We start from the raw sequence: 14,794 nt of genomic DNA, 5'->3' as shown, positions 1-14,794 counted from the left end.
GGAACGGAAAACGGATACCGCCTGATGACGGTGACCGGACACAATGTCTATCGCACGCACTGGTGTACACGCCGGTCCGCTGTCGCTTTCGCGGATCTTGATGCGTGTTTTTCTCTTTCACGTTTTTCGGGGGAATCGAGGAGTTATGTCGTATGTAGAGGTTCCGGGTGCGAAGGTTCCCATCAGGATGTGGGCGGACCCGGCGTCGGTCGAGGACGGCGCGATGCAGCAGCTGCGGAACGTCGCCACACTGCCCTGGATCAAGGGCCTCGCCGTCATGCCGGACGTGCATTACGGCAAGGGCGCGACGGTGGGCTCGGTGATCGCGATGGACGGTGCGGTCTGTCCGGCGGCTGTCGGTGTGGACATCGGCTGCGGTATGTCGGCGGTGAAGACGTCACTGACGGCAAACGATCTTCCCGGCGATCTGTCGCGGCTGCGCTCCAGGATCGAAGGGGCCATTCCGGTGGGCCGTGGCATGCACGAGGACCCGGTGGAGCCGGGGCGGATGCACGGCTTCCCGACGGCGGGGTGGGACGACTTCTGGGAGCGGTTCGACGGAGTCGCCGAAGCGGTCAAGTTCCGTCGGGGCCGGGCTGCGAAGCAGATGGGGACGCTCGGCAGCGGTAATCACATGATCGAGATCTGTCTGGACGAAGACGGGGTCGTGTGGCTGATGCTGCACTCCGGGTCTCGCAACATCGGCAAGGAGCTGGCCGAGCACCACATCGGCATCGCGCAGAAGCTCCCGCACAACCAGGGTCTGAGCGACCGGGACCTGGCGGTATTCATCTCCGACACCCCGCAGATGGGTGACTACCGCAACGATCTGTACTGGGCCCAGGAGTACGCCAAGTACAACCGCGCGATCATGATGGGGCTCCTCAAGGACGTGGTCCGGAAGGAGTTCAAGAAGGCACGGGTCACCTTCGGGCAGGAGATCAGCTGTCACCACAACTACGTGGCGGAAGAGCGCTACGAGGGTGTGGACGTGCTCGTCACCCGCAAGGGGGCGATTCGCGCCGGCTCCGGCGAGTACGGGATCATTCCGGGCTCCATGGGCACCAGTTCGTACATCGTCAAGGGCCTCGGCAATGAGAAGGCGTTCAACTCTGCCTCGCACGGAGCGGGGCGGCGGATGAGCCGCAGCGCTGCCAAGCGGCATTTCTCCACTCAGGACCTGGTCGATCAGACACGTGGTGTGGAGTGCCGCAAGGACGCCGGAGTGCTGGACGAAATCCCGGCCGCCTACAAGCCGATCGAGCAGGTCATGGAGCAGCAGCGTGATCTGGTCGAGGTCGTGGCCAAGATCAAGCAGGTGGTGTGTGTGAAGGGCTGAGCGGTGCGAGGGGGCGCGGCAGAAGCGTGCGCCACCCCCTCGCACCCTCGTACGGCTATGAGTTCGCCGGTGGAACCAGGCCACTGACGGGCCTTCAGGGACGCGCACCTCACACGAGCTTCGGGATCGGTTCGGCTCGGCCGCGGCCTGTGTCATGTCCGCTGCGGACAGGGGGTCCGGTCCCGCCATTACCTGGAACGTAATCGACGCCCTCCGCCGGGTTTGGCACCTTGATCTGAACAGGCCAACGGGAGGAAACGCGATGTACTTCGAGACCCACGACGGCACCCGCCTCGCCTATGAGGACTACGGCCAGGGCGAGCCCGTCGTCTTCGTGTCCGGCGCCATGCTGAACGCGGACATGTGGGAGTACCAGATCCCGTACTTCGCCGAGCGCGGCTACCGCTGCATAGCCTTCGACCGCCGTGGCCACGGCCGTTCCGGCCGTCCCTCCTGCGGCTATGACACGGACTCCACCGCCGACGACCTCGCTGCCCTGCTCACGCACCTGGACCTGACCGGCGCCACCCTGGTCGGCCACTCCCTCGGCGGCGCGGAAGTCGCCCGCTACCTGTACCGGCACGGCGCCGGGCGGGTGGCCCGCGTGGTGCTGCTCGCCGCCGTGCTGCCGTACCTCAAGCAGAGCGACGACAATCCGGCGGGTATCCCGGAGGCCGCCTTCGACGCGCTGACCGCCGCGGTCCGGGCCGACCGGCCGAAGTGGATGTCCCAGCAGCTGCAGGCGTACTTCGCCACTCACCTCGGCAATCAGGTCTCCCCCGGCCAGGCCGCGCTCACTCTCGACCAGTGCCTGTCAGCCTCGGTGTGGGCGACGCTGCAGTGCCAGTACGCCGTCTTCCACACCGACAACCGAGAGGCCGTGCGCGCCATCCCGGTGCCGGCGCTGGTGCTGCACGGGGGCGCGGATATCTCGGCGCCGGTGGAAGTGACGGGCAGGAAGACGGCGGAACTGCTGCCCGGATGCACGTACCAGGAGTACCCGACGGCAGGGCACGGCATCTACGTCAGCCACCACGGGGAAATCAACGCCGGCATCCTGGAATTCATCAAGAACTGATCGCGCCGACCACCGTGGCCCGCGCCCGTCCGAGGCGGGCCGGCGTTCACTCCCGCGTGGATGCCGAGGCGGTCACAGCTCCCTGTGCACCTTGGTGTTGGACGCCTGGGCGCGGGGGCGGACCACCAGGAGGTCGATGTTGACGTGGCTGGGACGGGTCACCGTCCAGGTGATCGCTTCCGCCACGTCGTCGGCGGTGAGCGGTTCGGCCACGCCCGCGTAGACCTTGGCGGCCTTCTCCTCGTCGCCGCCGAAGCGGGTCGTGGCGAACTCGTCGGTCCTGACCATTCCGGGGGCGATCTCGATCACGCGCACCGGCCGGCCCACGATCTCCAGGCGGAGGGTCTCGGCCAGGACGCGGGCGCCGTTCTTCGCGGCCACATAGCCCCCGCCGCCCTCGTAGGCGGCGTGGCCTGCTGTCGACGAGACGATCACGATGGTGCCGTCGCCGCTCGCGTCCAGGGCGGGGAGCAGGGTCTGGGTGAGGTTCAGGGTGCCGATGACGTTGGTCTCGTACATCTGGCGCCAGTCCGCCGGGTCGCCGGTGGCCACCGGGTCCGCGCCGAGCGCGCCGCCCGCGTTGTTCACCAGGACGCCGATGGTGGGGAACGCGGTGGCGAAGGCCTCGACGGCCGCGCGGTCGGTGACGTCCAGGGCGTAGGCCGCGGCCTGGTGGCCCGCTGCGTTGATCTCCGCTGCCAGGGCCTCGATCCGGTCCTTGCGGCGCGCGGTCAGCACGACCCGGTACCCGGCTGCGGCGAGCTGCCGTGCGGTGGCTGCGCCGATTCCGCTGCTCGCCCCCGTCACGACAGCGATGCGGTTGGTGGCTGCGGGCGCGGCGGTCATGGCGATACTCCTCGGACGGGCGGTCGGTGCGGGGTGTGCGGGGTGGGGTGTGACATGCGCTCGGGCGTGCGGTGCGGTGCGTCGCCAGGATATGCCGGTGTCAGCGTCCACGCGGCGCGTACATGATCACCGCCATCCCCGCCAGGCAGATCAGTGCGCCCGTCACGTCCCAGCGGTCCGGCCGGTAGCCGTCGGCGGCCATGCCCCAGAGGATCGACCCGGCGACGAATACCCCGCCGTACGCGGCCAGGATCCTGCCGAACTCGCCGTCGGGCTGGAGGGTCGCGACGAAGCCGTAGATGCCGAGCGCGATGATGCCGCCCCCGATCCAGAGCCAGCCCTTGTTCTCGCGCACGCCCTGCCAGACGAGCCAGGCGCCACCGATCTCGAAGAGCGCGGCGATGCCGAAGAGGACGGCGGAGCGGAGGATCAGCATGGGCACAGCCTGGCACGGGCCTCCGGCCTCTCTTCCGCTGCTCCGCCCCTCCGCTCCACTGTGGCTCTGCGGGGTCCTCGGGCTGCCGAGCTGGTGCGCAGCGGTGGCGGGGGTCTCTGAGTCGTACGATTTCTGCATGACGCAGAAGACGGGGACGCGCAGCGCGCTCATGGCCGAGCTGGGTGCCACCTCGCGCCGGTACATGGCCGCGTACGCCCTGTTCAACCAGGCCCTCGCCGACCATCTGCAGTTGCACCCCACCGATGTGCAGTGCCTCAATCTGCTGAGTCTCGAATCGCGGCCGGTCACGACCGGCCGGATCGCGGAGCTGACCGGGCTCACGACCGGGTCGGCCACCCGTCTCGTCGACCGGCTGGAGCGTGCGGGCTATGTGCGGCGGGAGCGCGACGCCGACGACCGCCGGCGGGTGTTCGTGGCGACGGTGCCCGCGCGCATGGCGGAGTTCGGGGCGGTCTGGGCCCAGCTCAACGGCGCCTGGTTCGCCATGTTCGAGGCCTACGACGACGAGGAGATCGCCCTGCTCACCGAGCACATGCGGCGGACTGTGTCGGTCAGCGTGAAGCAGATCAGCCGTCTGCGGAACGGGGAGCTGGGCTGAACTCGCGCAACGCCTCCGCCACGATCGCATCGAGGCGGTGGTGGTGCGCGCCCCGCCAGTAGACCCGCTCGCAGGCGAGGCACTGGGCGAAGACATCGTGGGAGCGCGCGGTGCCGCCCTCGATGCGCACGCGCACGCTCTCCTTGGTCGCGGGCGCCAGCTCGCCGTTGCACGCTGTGCACCGTGTCCATGGCGCGAGGTCCGGGGCGAACCTGCCCAGCACGTCACGGAGTTGTTCGTCCGGCTGGTCGCTGTAGACGTACGCCCCGGCCCAGAGTTCGCGCCGGCGCAGCAGCCCCCGGTCCCGTGAGAGCAGAACGCGCTGCTCCTGCGCCGAACAGGTGGCGAGGGCGGGGTCGCCGATGTCCTCACTGAAGTACGCGCAGTCCACGCCGAGCAGTCGCAACCTCCGCGCCAGTGTGCCGAGATGGACGTCGAGCAGAAAGCGGAGCGGGGCGCCCGGCACTCGTTGCGGGCGCTCCACGGGGCATACCTCGACGGTCTCGCCCGCGCGCGGGATGTGCGAGCGCGGTACGGTCCGGCCGTCCACGATCAGCCGGCCGGCCTCGGTGAGCGGGATGCCGGCCGACTCCACGACGTGACCGAGCGTCGACGAGCCGTCGGTGACCAGGGCGGTACGTCCCTGGCGGCGTTCCGACGGGACGAAGAGGCGCAGCTCAGGGGCGACTTCGAGGTGGATCTCCGGTCCGTTCACGCCGTCAGGATGTCATCGGGCAGGAGGGCGGGCCATGGGTTTCCGTCGTGCGCCGCTCATCTGGGAGCCGTGAGCCGTGAGCCGTGCGCCGGGGTGAGTGGGGACGCGCCGGCGCGGTCAGGCGGTTCCGGGGCTGCCGGGTGTGCCGGTGAAGGCGGACGCGTTCTCGGCGGCCCACGTGGCGAAGGTGCGTGCCGGGTGTCCGGTGAGCGATTCCACGTGGTGGGTGACGGTCGTGGGGACTCCGTCGGACGCGGCCCAGTAACCCAGCAGAGCGTCTGCCGCGGCGGCGGGAAGGTGGGGGCCGACGGACTCCTTCCACGCCTCGGGGGTGACGCGCCGGAACGGTACGGTGCGGCCGGCCGCGGCTTCGACGGCCGCGATCTGCTGGCTGAAGGTGAGTGACTCCGGCCCGGTCAGGTGGTACGCGGCGCCGCGCAGGGCGGGCTCGGTGAGTGCCGCGTACGCGGCCTCGGCGATGTCCCGTTCGTGGATCGGATCCGAGTAACTGCCCGGGTACGGAAGGTCGATGGTGCCCGAGGACTGCAGGGCCCACTTCCACTGGAGCGCGTTGCTCGCGAACGCGCCGGGCCGCAGGGCGGTCGTCTCGATGGAGGAGACGGCCAGGGCCTGCTCGACGGTGAGGTGGGAGAGGGCGATGGCGCTCTCCGGGGCCCCGGGGCCGATTACGGAGCTGGACGAGAGCAGCACGATGTGCTGGACGCCGGCGGCCTCGGCCTCCTGGACGAACGCCTCGATCTGCGAGGGCTCGGCGTACAGGAAGACGGCGTCGGCCCCGTCGAGTGCGGCGGGGAAGGTGGCGGGGTCGCGGAGGTCGCACCGTACGGCTGTCGCACCGCGGGGCGGGACCGGCTTCCCGGGGGCCGCTGATGCGGTCCGGACGTCGATTCCCTTGCCGAGCAGCAGCGGGATGAGCGCGGAGCCGACTCTGCCGCGGCTTCCGGTGACGAGGACGGTCATGGAGGTGGGTCCCTTCCGGGGGGTGGGTCGGTGGTGGGTCAGTAGTGCGTCGGTGATGGGCCGGCGGCGGGTCGGGCGCGCCGGCGTCCACGTAATACTAAGCCTCGCGCAGTATCTGCGCCACGCAGTTAAAGCTGCGCGATCTCGCGGTCGGGCAGTCGGGCCTCACGGTTGAATGACGCAGTCCGACGCTTCGGCCGGAAGCCATCAACGGCTCGGCGCCCCGCCCCCCGTGGGAGTGGGATACGCGGCCACTCGGGGCCGATCCGCTGACGGGGGCGTGCCTTCAGGCGCCCCCACGCGTTACTTCGACCATGAACGTACGTCGAATTCTCACCACCGCCGCTGCCGGATCCGCGATTCTCGCCGCCTTCGCTCCCGCCGCTCAGGCCAACGACCTCGGGGGCACCATCAGCGACACGGCCCAGACCACGGCCGCTGTAGGCGAGCAGGCGAAGCCGATCGCCCAGAGTGTCGTCGGGAACAGTCTCGGCAAGAAGGTCCACGCCGTGAAGGGGGCGGCGAAGGCCGGAGGCGACGCGCTGAAGGCGGGCAACGAGCTCCTCAGCTGAACGTCCCCGCCTGCCGGAGACCGCATCCTGCTCACCGACCGACTCTCCGTACCGGGGCGGACCGGGCCCGTCCGACCGACTGGACCCGGGCGGGTCCGCCCCGGCCCGCTGGGCCCCGGAACCCGCACGCCCCGGCCACGCCCGTCCCGGCCGGCTCAGTCCCGGCCACACCCCATCCCGGCCGGGGCGCACCGGGGCGACTCAGAACGTGAGCTCCACGCGCCAGTCGTTGCACCGCATGGGCCGTCCCGGCGGGTACTCGAAGTCGCATTCGCCCAGGAGCGAGAAGCCGGCTTTTCTGCACACCGCGTTCGACGGACCATTGCCGACGGACGGGAAGGCGTGGAGGAATCGGTGTCGGCGCTCCAGTGCGGCCCGCTCCAGCACTGCTTCGAGCGCGGCGCCGGCCAGGCCCCGCCCCTGGTGTTCCGTCAGCACACCCCACCCCGACTCGTAGATCACCTCTCCCTGCCGCGTCCGCTCCCAGTACCCGATGGTCCCCACGGCTTGACCCGTCGCTGTCGTCACCACCCGGAACATCGTGCCCGCGCCGCTGGTCCCGGCGCTCATGCCGACGTACTGCTCATGCCGCACGAGGAGCTGGTCCTCGGTCTCCGGACCGCCCAGATGATCCATCAGCTCCGGCGCGTTCATCAGCCGCAGCAGCGTCAGATCGCCCTCCGACCACGGCTCGATCCGCACTTCGTCCCGCATGTCTTCGACTGTAGGCCGCGGCACCGACAACCGGTCCCGTCCCCGCCCCGGAGAGGGCCGCAGGCCGGGACAGACGGCTGCGGCAGCTACGGGGGCGAGACGCCGTACGCCGCGGGCGCCACGCCGATCGTCGAGGTGAAGTCGCGCGTGAGGTGCGCCTGGTCGCTGTAGCCCAGCTCGGCCGCGAGCGCCGCCCAGTCGACCGGCGCGGCCGTCCCGGCACGCTCCAGCGCCTCGTGGATGCGGTAGCGCAGGATCACCCACTTGGGGCTCACGCCCACGTACGAGGCGAAGAGCCGTTGCAGGGAGCGCGCCGACACGCCTTCTCCGGCCGCCAGTTCCTCGACCCTGCGCAGTGTGCGGTCCGTGCGTACCCGGTCAACCAGGGCCATCGCCCGGGTGGCCCGTGGGTCGGGTTCGGGAGCCAGCGACAGCAGGAAGCGGTCGAGGGCGGCCACCCGCGCGTCCTCATCGGCAGGGGTGAGGATGTCCGCAGCCCGGCCGGCGGACGCCGGGAGGGCCTCGGGCAGGGGGACACGGCGCCCCGTCCACTGCGACACCGGGCGGTCCGGTACGAAGGGGCGGAAGCCGCCCGGCCGGAACTGGATGCCGCACACCGCGCCCTCCCCCGCCAGCTCCTGGCTGAAGAGTCCCAGGCCGACGCCCGCGACCTCACCGGACGCGGGCGAGGCGCCGAAGCGCTGGAAGACGATGTTCACCGAGGGGTGCGGCACGACGTGGGAGACATGAGGTTCGTCCAGGTCCCAGTCGATGAGCCAGTAGTGCTCCAGATAGGGACGGAGCGCGGGCGCCGGCACGCGGCGGCGGAACCGGACGCGGGCGAAGAGTTCGGGGGCGTCGACGATGCCCCTGGTATCGCGCCGTGGGCCGGGTGGCGGGCCGGGCAGCGGACCTGACATGTCAGTGATCGTATGTCGCGTTCCTTCAAGACGCCTCTGCGCGGACATGGCTAGCGTCGGGATCATGAACGGGAACGAGAACGAGAAGCAGAACGAGAAGCAGAACGAGAGCGAGCGCGGGAACGAGCACCAGCATGAGCAGGCGGGCGGGGCAGCGGGCGCGCAGGCCATCAGCGACCTGCTCGCAGCCGCCGCCAGGCAAGCGCTCCCCGTGGTGCGGGGGATCGAGGACGGCCAGCTCACGGACCGTACGCCGTGCGCCGAGTACGACGTACGCGCACTGCTCAACCATCTGATCCATGTCCTGGTCAACTTCCAGGCGCTGGCAACCCGGGAGTCCGCGGACTTCACTGCGGAGCCGGAGTACATGGCGGGCGACTGGCGGCGCAGGTTCGGTGAGGAGACCGACGCCCTGGTGGCCGCGTGGGCCGCGCCCGGCGCGGAAGAGGGCACAGCGGGCGCCATGAACCTGCCCGCCAGAACGGTCGGCCACATGGTGCTCGGCGATCTGACCGTGCACGCCTGGGACCTGGCCCGCGCGACCGGTCAGGACTTCGCGCCCGAGCCGGCCGTGGTCGAAGAGGTCTCGCCCGCGCTCGCGGACATGGCGCCTATGGCCCGCGCCGGGGGTGTCTTCGGCGAGCCGGTGCCGGTGGCGGCCGGGGCGCCCGAGTTCGACCGGGTGCTCGCCCTCACCGGCCGTGACCCTCACTGGAGCCGGTAGCCGGCGGCCGCGCTCGGTGGCGCCCGCGGACCGTGTTGATCAGGGCGGCGAGCGCTGAGGCGGCGAAGAGCCCGGCGGTGATCAGCAGCCACCGGCCGAGGTACACGCTGTCCGAGAGGCCGGTGTCCCGGTGGTACGGCGCCGGTCTGCGCAGGATCAGCGGGAACCAGACGAGGAACAGCAGGGCCGACAGCGCGAGCGGGGCGCGCAGACACATGATCCGGCGCCCACTCGCCTCCCCACGGCCCGAGCGGCGCCTGCGTGGCGTGAGCGCGGTCCGGGCGGCGCGGTCCACGCCGCTGTAGACCGGGACCAGCAGCAGATCGTGCAGGAGCGCGGCGCCGATGAACCAGACGGCGACGGCGACGGTCCGGCCCATGAGGAGCTGGACGGCGGCGTACCCGGCGACGGCGAAGCAGCAGGCCATGACGAGCAGATGTACGGGGTGTGCGCCGTAGCGGCGGGAGAACTGGCGGGAGAACTGGCGCATGGTCACGTCTGGTCACGTCCGGAAGGTGAGGCTGCGGACCCATTTGGTGTTGTTCACGCCGGGGTTGGCGGGAACGATGACGCGGGCGGGGTAGCCGTGATCGGTTGAGAGGGGCGCGCCGTTGACGTGCAGCGCCAGCAGCGAGAGCGGGTCGTGGATCTGGTTACCGGCCAGGAGCACCCGGCGGAAGGCGCCCCGGCGCTGGACCGACTCGACCAGGACACTGGTGGCGTGCGGCTCCCCGGCGAGCGCGGCGAGGTCGCGCAGGCGCAGACCCGACCAGCCCTGGTCGTCGGTGGACCAGCCCTCCACGCAGGCGATCGGCAGATGGGCCGTGTGCTGGTCCATGGCGAGCAACTGCGCGCGGGTGAAGGAGAGCTGTCGCGTGCCCCGGATCTGCAGGCGCCAGGCCGGGCCGATGTCGGATGCCCTGATGCCGACGGCGCCCGCGCTCTTGTTGATCTGGAAGCCGTTCGGCCCCGGCGCGGGGTCGCGGTTGTGCGGCGCGAGCAGTGCGGTACGGCGCAGGGAGCCGCCGATGCTCTGCCCGGCGGTCATCACCAGCAGGGCGAGCGACCCGGCGCCGACCAGCCCGAGCGCGCCACGCCTGCTGACGGTAGCGGGCGCCGGAGCGGCGGCGACGAGCCCGTAAGGGTCGGCCGGCTCCGGTTCGGTGTGCGCCGTGTCGGTGCCCAGGACCGAGCGCAGGGAGCGGGAACGCACCGCCCGCCACATCCGTCCCAGCCGCAGCACCACATGGGCGGCGAAGGCGGCCATGAACACCCAGGCGCCGTAGAAGTGCAGGGTGTAGAAGGAGCCCGGGAAGATGTAGTCGAGCTGGATGTTGAGCACTCCGGTAGCGAGCTCGAACAGCACCCCGCCGACCAGCAGGATCAGTGACAGCCGTTCCAGGGCGTGAGCGGGGCTGCGGGCCGGCGGCCAGGTGAAGAGCTTGGGGACGACCGACCAGAGCTTGGCGAGCAGCACCGGGACGATGACGACCCCGAGCGTCACATGGACACCCTGGGTGAGGCGGTAGAGCCAGTACGGGTGGGTGGGCCAGGTGAACAGGTAGAAGCCCAGCAGCCCCTTCCCCGGGGTCTTGTCGTTGAGCGCTCCCAGCCCCGGGTTGTAGGCGGCGTACGACAGGAGCCCGGTGACGAAGAGCACCGTGACGCCGAACAGCAGCGCCAGGCCGAGGACTGCTGTCAGCCACGGGCCGCGGATCGGACTGCGCCAGAACCCGGGCCGGAACGGGCCGGGAGGCGCGGCGCCGGCCAGGGTCCGGGCCCGGCCGGCCCACCCGCCGGCCCGCCGGGCGTGCGGCCCCGGTCCCGGCCGCCAGGGGGTGGCACCGGTCGCGGGCGGAGCGGACCGCGGGGAGCGCCCGCCGTCGGCTCCGCCGTCACCGCGTCCGGTCCCGCCGTCACCGCTCCCGGTCACGGCGCCGGCCTTCCCGTACGGCTGCCGGAGCCGTTGCCGCTCGTGCCGCTGCCGCCGCTACTGCCGGATCGGTCGCCGGATCCGTCGTCCGAAGGTGCCTGGTCATCCGTCGATCCTCGGGCCGTGCGCCGTGGAGTCCCGGTGTACGCGGTCGGCCGGGCGCCGCAGGTCAGCCGCACGGCCCAGTGAACGGCCTCAGGACCCGAGTGACAGGCACCCGTTCTGCCGGGCGTGACCGTGTCCCGGGCCACATCCGGCGCTCCTTCGGGCGTGGCCGGCCGACGGTGCGGGAGAGTGAACCGACCGTACGCGGGTGTGGGCCGACGCAGGACGAGGGTGATGGGCCGGTGCATGAGGACGAGGGGCGCACGCAGGGTGTCCCGGGTGAGGGGACCGCTCTGGCGGCAACACAGCGGGGCGGCTGGCCCGCGAGGCGCAGTTCCATCTGATCCAGGCGCAGACCCCGCAACTGCGTGAGGCCATCGCCCGGCGCGCGCTGGAGAGCATCTGAGGCGGGCCGGATGCCCGCACGGCCACACACACGAGCAGTACGCCTGGTGCGGGCCGTGCAGCCGGGGCGAGAGGGCTTGCTTTCGCGCGGCACACGGGAGCGGCGGGGATGCGGATCCGGGATTCCGCAGGCCGGAGAAGTGCGGACCTGCGAAATTCCCCACGGTGGTGCTCACCGGCCGACGCCGATCACCAGGCCCGTGCGCCCTGGAGTGCCTTTGCGGGCCGGCCGACGTCAGAGGGGCGGGTGGATCAAAAGCCCGCCGTTTCCCGTCGTACCCCGGTCAGCATGGGTCTGGTGAATCGAGCATTCCGGCTGTAGTCCGACGCGATGGCTGCCGTCGGGGGAGCTGAAGTACCCACTCCGTGCGGGCCCTTGAGGCCGAGGGCGCCTCCGCCCGCCTCAGTGCCCGCGCCCGCTGTCATGGGGAAGGGACCGAGCGCCATTCGGCCCGGCATCCAGAGCCCGCCCCGCCAAGGGCAAGATCCGGTCGGTGGCCCCGCCGGCTCAACCGGCCGCCCTCGAGGTCCGCATGAAGGAGTTGCCGCCCGCCCGGGTCGCACTGCCCGGCGGTCTGACGGCGTGGTCTGACGGCCCCTCCCGGCACATGACGGGGGAGGCCCGAAAAGCCTGGTCGCTACGGAAGGAACCGCAGTTCACGGCCACACCAGGCAGTACGCCTGATGCCCCGCGTCATGCAGCCGGTGGGAGAAGTCCTGCCATTCGTGCAGCAGCCGGTAGGCGTTGAACGCGTCTCTGGGGCCGCCGCGGTCCGGGACCGTCGACCAGATGAAGGCCGCGGCGCCGACCGATTCCTCGCCGACCCCGCGCAGCGGGTCCACGACGGTCATCGGGAGTTTCACCACCGCGTAGTCGGGGTGCAGCACCACCAGCTCCAGCGGCGGAACCTTGCCCAGGGGTATGCCCTGGATGCCGGTGAGGACCATGGCGGCCATCGTCTCCGGCTTTATCTTCGTGAACATGCCGCCCATGCCGAGCTCGTCGCCGCCCAGCTCCTCGGGGCGCATGGTGACCGGTACTCGTGCCGCCGTCGCTCCGTCGGGCGCGCCGAAGTACTTGTAGGTCACGCCCACAAGCCCACCACTCCTGCTTCCCGTGCTCCCTGCCTGCGCCCGTGTCTCTGCCTCTCGTCGGTGCTTTCCCCTTCGGGCAGGCTCGGGACCCAGGTCATCGGTCCCCTCGCCCAGTCCGCCACCGCGATGCATATCTCCACCCGACCACTCGCGGCCCCCGCCGCGCAACCCGATCATCGTGTCAGAGACCTCCCCCACGGATGTGCGGTGAAACACCTGTCCGCAATACCGTCTGCGCCTCTGACACCATGGCTTGTGTGAGCTATCCGTACGAATACGAAGCCCCAGTTTCGCAGACGCTCTTCGACCGTGCGTCCCTTGTGACCCCCGGCGGGGTGAACTCTCCGGTTCGCGCCTTCCGTGCCGTGGGCGGTTCGCCCCGGTTCATGGTGTCCGGTACCGGTCCCTATCTGACCGACGCCGACGGACGTGAGTACGTCGACCTCGTGTGCTCGTGGGGTCCGATGATCCTCGGGCACGCGCACCCCGACGTCATCGCCGCCGTGCAGGCCGCGGTCGCGCGCGGCACCTCCTTCGGTACGCCGGGGGAGGGTGAGGTCGCACTCGCCGAGGAGATCGTCGCCCGCATCGAGCCGGTCGAGCAGGTACGTCTGGTGTCATCCGGCACCGAGGCGACCATGTCGGCCATCCGGCTCGCCCGCGGTTTCACCGGCCGGGCCAAGGTGGTGAAGTTCGCCGGCTGCTACCACGGACACGTGGACGCGCTGCTGGCCGCCGCCGGGTCCGGAGTCGCGACCCTCGGGCTCCCGGACACCCCGGGGGTCACCGGGGCTCAGACCGGCGACACCATCGTCCTGCCGTACAACGACCTCGAAGCCGTACGCCAGGCCTTCGCCGCCCACCCCGGTGAGATCGCCTGCGTCATCACCGAGGCGTCCGCGGGGAACATGGGCGTGGTGCCGCCCGTCGACGGGTTCAACGCCGGGCTCAAGGAGCTCTGCTCCGCCGACGGCGCGCTGTACATCTCCGACGAGGTCATGACCGGATTCCGTACCTCGAAGGCCGGCTGGTACGGCGTCGACGGGGTCCGCCCCGACCTGATGACCTTCGGCAAGGTCATGGGCGGCGGCTTCCCGGCCGCCGCGTTCGGCGGACGCGCGGACGTGATGGCGTACCTGGCGCCCGTCGGCCCCGTCTACCAGGCGGGCACGCTCTCCGGGAACCCGGTCGCCACCGCCGCCGGGCTCGCCCAGCTGCGGCTGCTCGACGACGCCGCGTACGCGAAGGTCGACGCGGTCTCCCTGGAGATCCAGGGCCTGGTCACGGCGGCGCTCAGCAAGGAGGGCGTCGCGCACACGGTCCAGACGGCGAGCAACATGTTCTCCGTCTTCTTCAGCGAGAACCCGGTCCGCAACTACGAGGATGCAAAGGCGCAGGAAGCTTTCCGCTTCACCCCGTTCTTCCACTCGATGCTGGCGCAGGGCGTCTACCTCCCGCCGTCGGCCTTCGAGTCCTGGTTCGTATCGACCACGCACGACGAGCGGGCGGTCGAGCGCATCGCCGCCGCCCTGCCCGCCGCCGCCCGAGCCGCCGCCGAGGTGTCCGCATGAGTGACAGCAGCAACGAGATCACCGTCGTTCATCTGATGCGCCACGGCGAGGTGCACAACCCCGAGGGTGTCCTGTACGGCCGTCGCCCCGGCTACCACCTCTCCGAACTGGGCCGGCAGATGGCCGACCGGGTCGCGGAGCACCTCGCGGGCCGCGACATCACCCATGTCGTGGCCTCCCCGCTGGAGCGCGCGCAGGAGACGGCGACCCCGGTCGCCGGCTCGCACGGCCTGGACCTCGCAAGCGACGCCCGGCTCATCGAGGCCGAGAACATCTTCGAGGGCAAGACGTTCGGCGTCGGCGACGGCGCTCTGAGCAGGCCCGCGAACTGGAAGTACCTCACCAACCCGTTCCGCCCGTCCTGGGGCGAGCCGTACGTGGACCAGGTCGTGCGGATGATGGGCGCCCTCAACGCCGCGCGGGACGCCGCGCGCGGGCACGAGGCGGTCTGCGTCAGCCATCAGCTGCCCATCTGGACCGTGCGGAGTTTCGTCGAGCGGCGGCGCCTGTGGCACGACCCGCGCAAGCGGCAGTGCACGCTCGCCTCGCTGACGACGTTCACGTACCAGGGCGACCGCATCGTCTCCGTCGGCTACACGGAACCGGCGAGGGACCTGGTTCCGTCCCACCTGCTGTCCGGTGCGAAGCCGGCCAGGGGACAAGCGAAGGCCTTCGGCGCCTAGAGTGAAAAATCGTACCGGTTGCCCGGAACCATCACGTTAATCCCATCATCTGACCGGT

Annotated in this window: 16 protein-coding genes; 7 read left to right on the top strand and 9 right to left on the bottom strand. The window is 70.8% G+C overall.

Going from position 1 to position 14,794, the window contains the following annotated elements; genetic code table 11:
• The first annotated feature begins 145 nt into the window (after positions 1-145).
• Both OG584_RS14280 and OG584_RS14275 read left to right on the top strand, forming a co-directional pair.
• Positions 146-1,339: an RtcB family protein gene (locus OG584_RS14280; protein WP_405778197.1), complete on the top strand. Its 1,194-nt coding sequence runs from the start codon at positions 146-148 to the stop codon at positions 1,337-1,339.
• A 262-nt stretch (positions 1,340-1,601) separates the two neighbouring features.
• A complete protein-coding gene (locus OG584_RS14275) occupies positions 1,602-2,417 on the top strand; it encodes an alpha/beta fold hydrolase (RefSeq protein ID WP_405778196.1) in 816 nt (271 codons plus the stop codon).
• Between the two features lie 72 nt (positions 2,418-2,489).
• Here the strand turns inward: OG584_RS14275 and OG584_RS14270 are convergent, their stop codons facing one another.
• Positions 2,490-3,263, bottom strand: a complete 774-nt coding sequence (locus OG584_RS14270; protein WP_405778195.1) for an SDR family NAD(P)-dependent oxidoreductase — start codon at positions 3,261-3,263, stop codon at positions 2,490-2,492.
• Between the two features lie 100 nt (positions 3,264-3,363).
• Positions 3,364-3,699 carry a YnfA family protein gene (locus OG584_RS14265; RefSeq protein ID WP_405778194.1) on the bottom strand — a complete coding sequence of 112 codons (336 nt, stop codon included), beginning with the start codon at positions 3,697-3,699 and terminating at the stop codon, positions 3,364-3,366.
• Positions 3,700-3,835: 136 nt separating this feature from the next.
• On the opposite strand from OG584_RS14265, the gene OG584_RS14260 reads away from it, so the two are divergent.
• Positions 3,836-4,318, top strand: a complete 483-nt coding sequence (locus OG584_RS14260; RefSeq protein WP_405778193.1) for a MarR family winged helix-turn-helix transcriptional regulator — start codon at positions 3,836-3,838, stop codon at positions 4,316-4,318.
• Here the strand turns inward: OG584_RS14260 and OG584_RS14255 are convergent.
• Together OG584_RS14255 and OG584_RS14250 are read right to left on the bottom strand one after the other, a co-directional pair.
• Positions 4,287-5,033 carry a Mut7-C RNAse domain-containing protein gene (locus tag OG584_RS14255; protein WP_405778192.1) on the bottom strand — a complete coding sequence of 249 codons (747 nt, stop codon included), beginning with the start codon at positions 5,031-5,033 and terminating at the stop codon, positions 4,287-4,289. The genes OG584_RS14260 and OG584_RS14255 overlap by 32 nt on opposite strands.
• Before the next feature lie 117 nt (positions 5,034-5,150).
• Complete coding sequence (locus OG584_RS14250; protein ID WP_405778191.1) at positions 5,151-6,014, bottom strand: SDR family oxidoreductase; 864 nt, start codon at positions 6,012-6,014, stop codon at positions 5,151-5,153.
• 314 nt (positions 6,015-6,328) lie between these two features.
• Between OG584_RS14250 and OG584_RS14245 the strand changes: the two genes are divergently transcribed.
• Complete coding sequence (locus OG584_RS14245; protein ID WP_405778190.1) at positions 6,329-6,586, top strand: hypothetical protein; 258 nt, start codon at positions 6,329-6,331, stop codon at positions 6,584-6,586.
• Positions 6,587-6,787: 201 nt separating this feature from the next.
• On the opposite strand, the gene OG584_RS14240 is transcribed toward OG584_RS14245, so the two are convergent.
• Both OG584_RS14240 and OG584_RS14235 read right to left on the bottom strand, forming a co-directional pair.
• Entirely contained in the window at positions 6,788-7,300 is a 513-nt protein-coding gene (locus OG584_RS14240) for a GNAT family N-acetyltransferase (RefSeq protein WP_405778189.1), read from the bottom strand.
• Positions 7,301-7,386: 86 nt separating this feature from the next.
• A complete protein-coding gene (locus tag OG584_RS14235) occupies positions 7,387-8,220 on the bottom strand; it encodes a DUF6597 domain-containing transcriptional factor (protein WP_405778188.1) in 834 nt (277 codons plus the stop codon).
• 64 nt (positions 8,221-8,284) lie between these two features.
• Here OG584_RS14235 and OG584_RS14230 point away from each other — a divergent pair, with 64 nt between their 5' ends.
• The gene (locus OG584_RS14230; protein WP_405778187.1) at positions 8,285-8,944 is read left to right on the top strand and encodes a TIGR03086 family metal-binding protein; all 660 of its coding nucleotides are present in this window, start codon (positions 8,285-8,287) and stop codon (positions 8,942-8,944) included.
• On the opposite strand, the gene OG584_RS14225 is transcribed toward OG584_RS14230, so the two are convergent.
• The 3 genes from OG584_RS14225 to OG584_RS14215 form a co-directional block, all read right to left on the bottom strand.
• Positions 8,913-9,434, bottom strand: a complete 522-nt coding sequence (locus OG584_RS14225) for a hypothetical protein (protein WP_405784069.1) — start codon at positions 9,432-9,434, stop codon at positions 8,913-8,915. The two genes, OG584_RS14230 and OG584_RS14225, sit on opposite strands and share 32 nt — an antisense overlap.
• 12 nt (positions 9,435-9,446) lie before the next feature.
• A complete protein-coding gene (locus OG584_RS14220; RefSeq protein ID WP_405784068.1) occupies positions 9,447-10,715 on the bottom strand; it encodes a molybdopterin-dependent oxidoreductase in 1,269 nt (422 codons plus the stop codon).
• Between the two features lie 1,329 nt (positions 10,716-12,044).
• Positions 12,045-12,614: a hypothetical protein gene (locus OG584_RS14215; RefSeq protein WP_328322031.1), complete on the bottom strand. Its 570-nt coding sequence runs from the start codon at positions 12,612-12,614 to the stop codon at positions 12,045-12,047.
• A 116-nt stretch (positions 12,615-12,730) separates the two neighbouring features.
• On the opposite strand from OG584_RS14215, the gene hemL reads away from it, so the two are divergent.
• Together hemL and OG584_RS14205 are read left to right on the top strand one after the other, a co-directional pair.
• Positions 12,731-14,053 carry a glutamate-1-semialdehyde 2,1-aminomutase gene (hemL, locus tag OG584_RS14210; protein WP_405778186.1) on the top strand — a complete coding sequence of 441 codons (1,323 nt, stop codon included), beginning with the start codon at positions 12,731-12,733 and terminating at the stop codon, positions 14,051-14,053.
• The gene (locus OG584_RS14205) at positions 14,050-14,736 is read left to right on the top strand and encodes a histidine phosphatase family protein (RefSeq protein ID WP_405778185.1); all 687 of its coding nucleotides are present in this window, start codon (positions 14,050-14,052) and stop codon (positions 14,734-14,736) included. Before hemL ends, OG584_RS14205 begins: the two co-directional genes overlap by 4 nt.
• Positions 14,737-14,794 lie beyond the last annotated feature (58 nt).

The sequence above is a fragment of the Streptomyces sp. NBC_00859 genome (genome assembly GCF_045161865.1).
GTDB lineage: Bacteria > Actinomycetota > Actinomycetes > Streptomycetales > Streptomycetaceae > Streptomyces.
The sequence above is the reverse complement of the archived record's forward strand: the minus strand, read 5'-3'. Positions and strand labels throughout refer to the sequence as shown.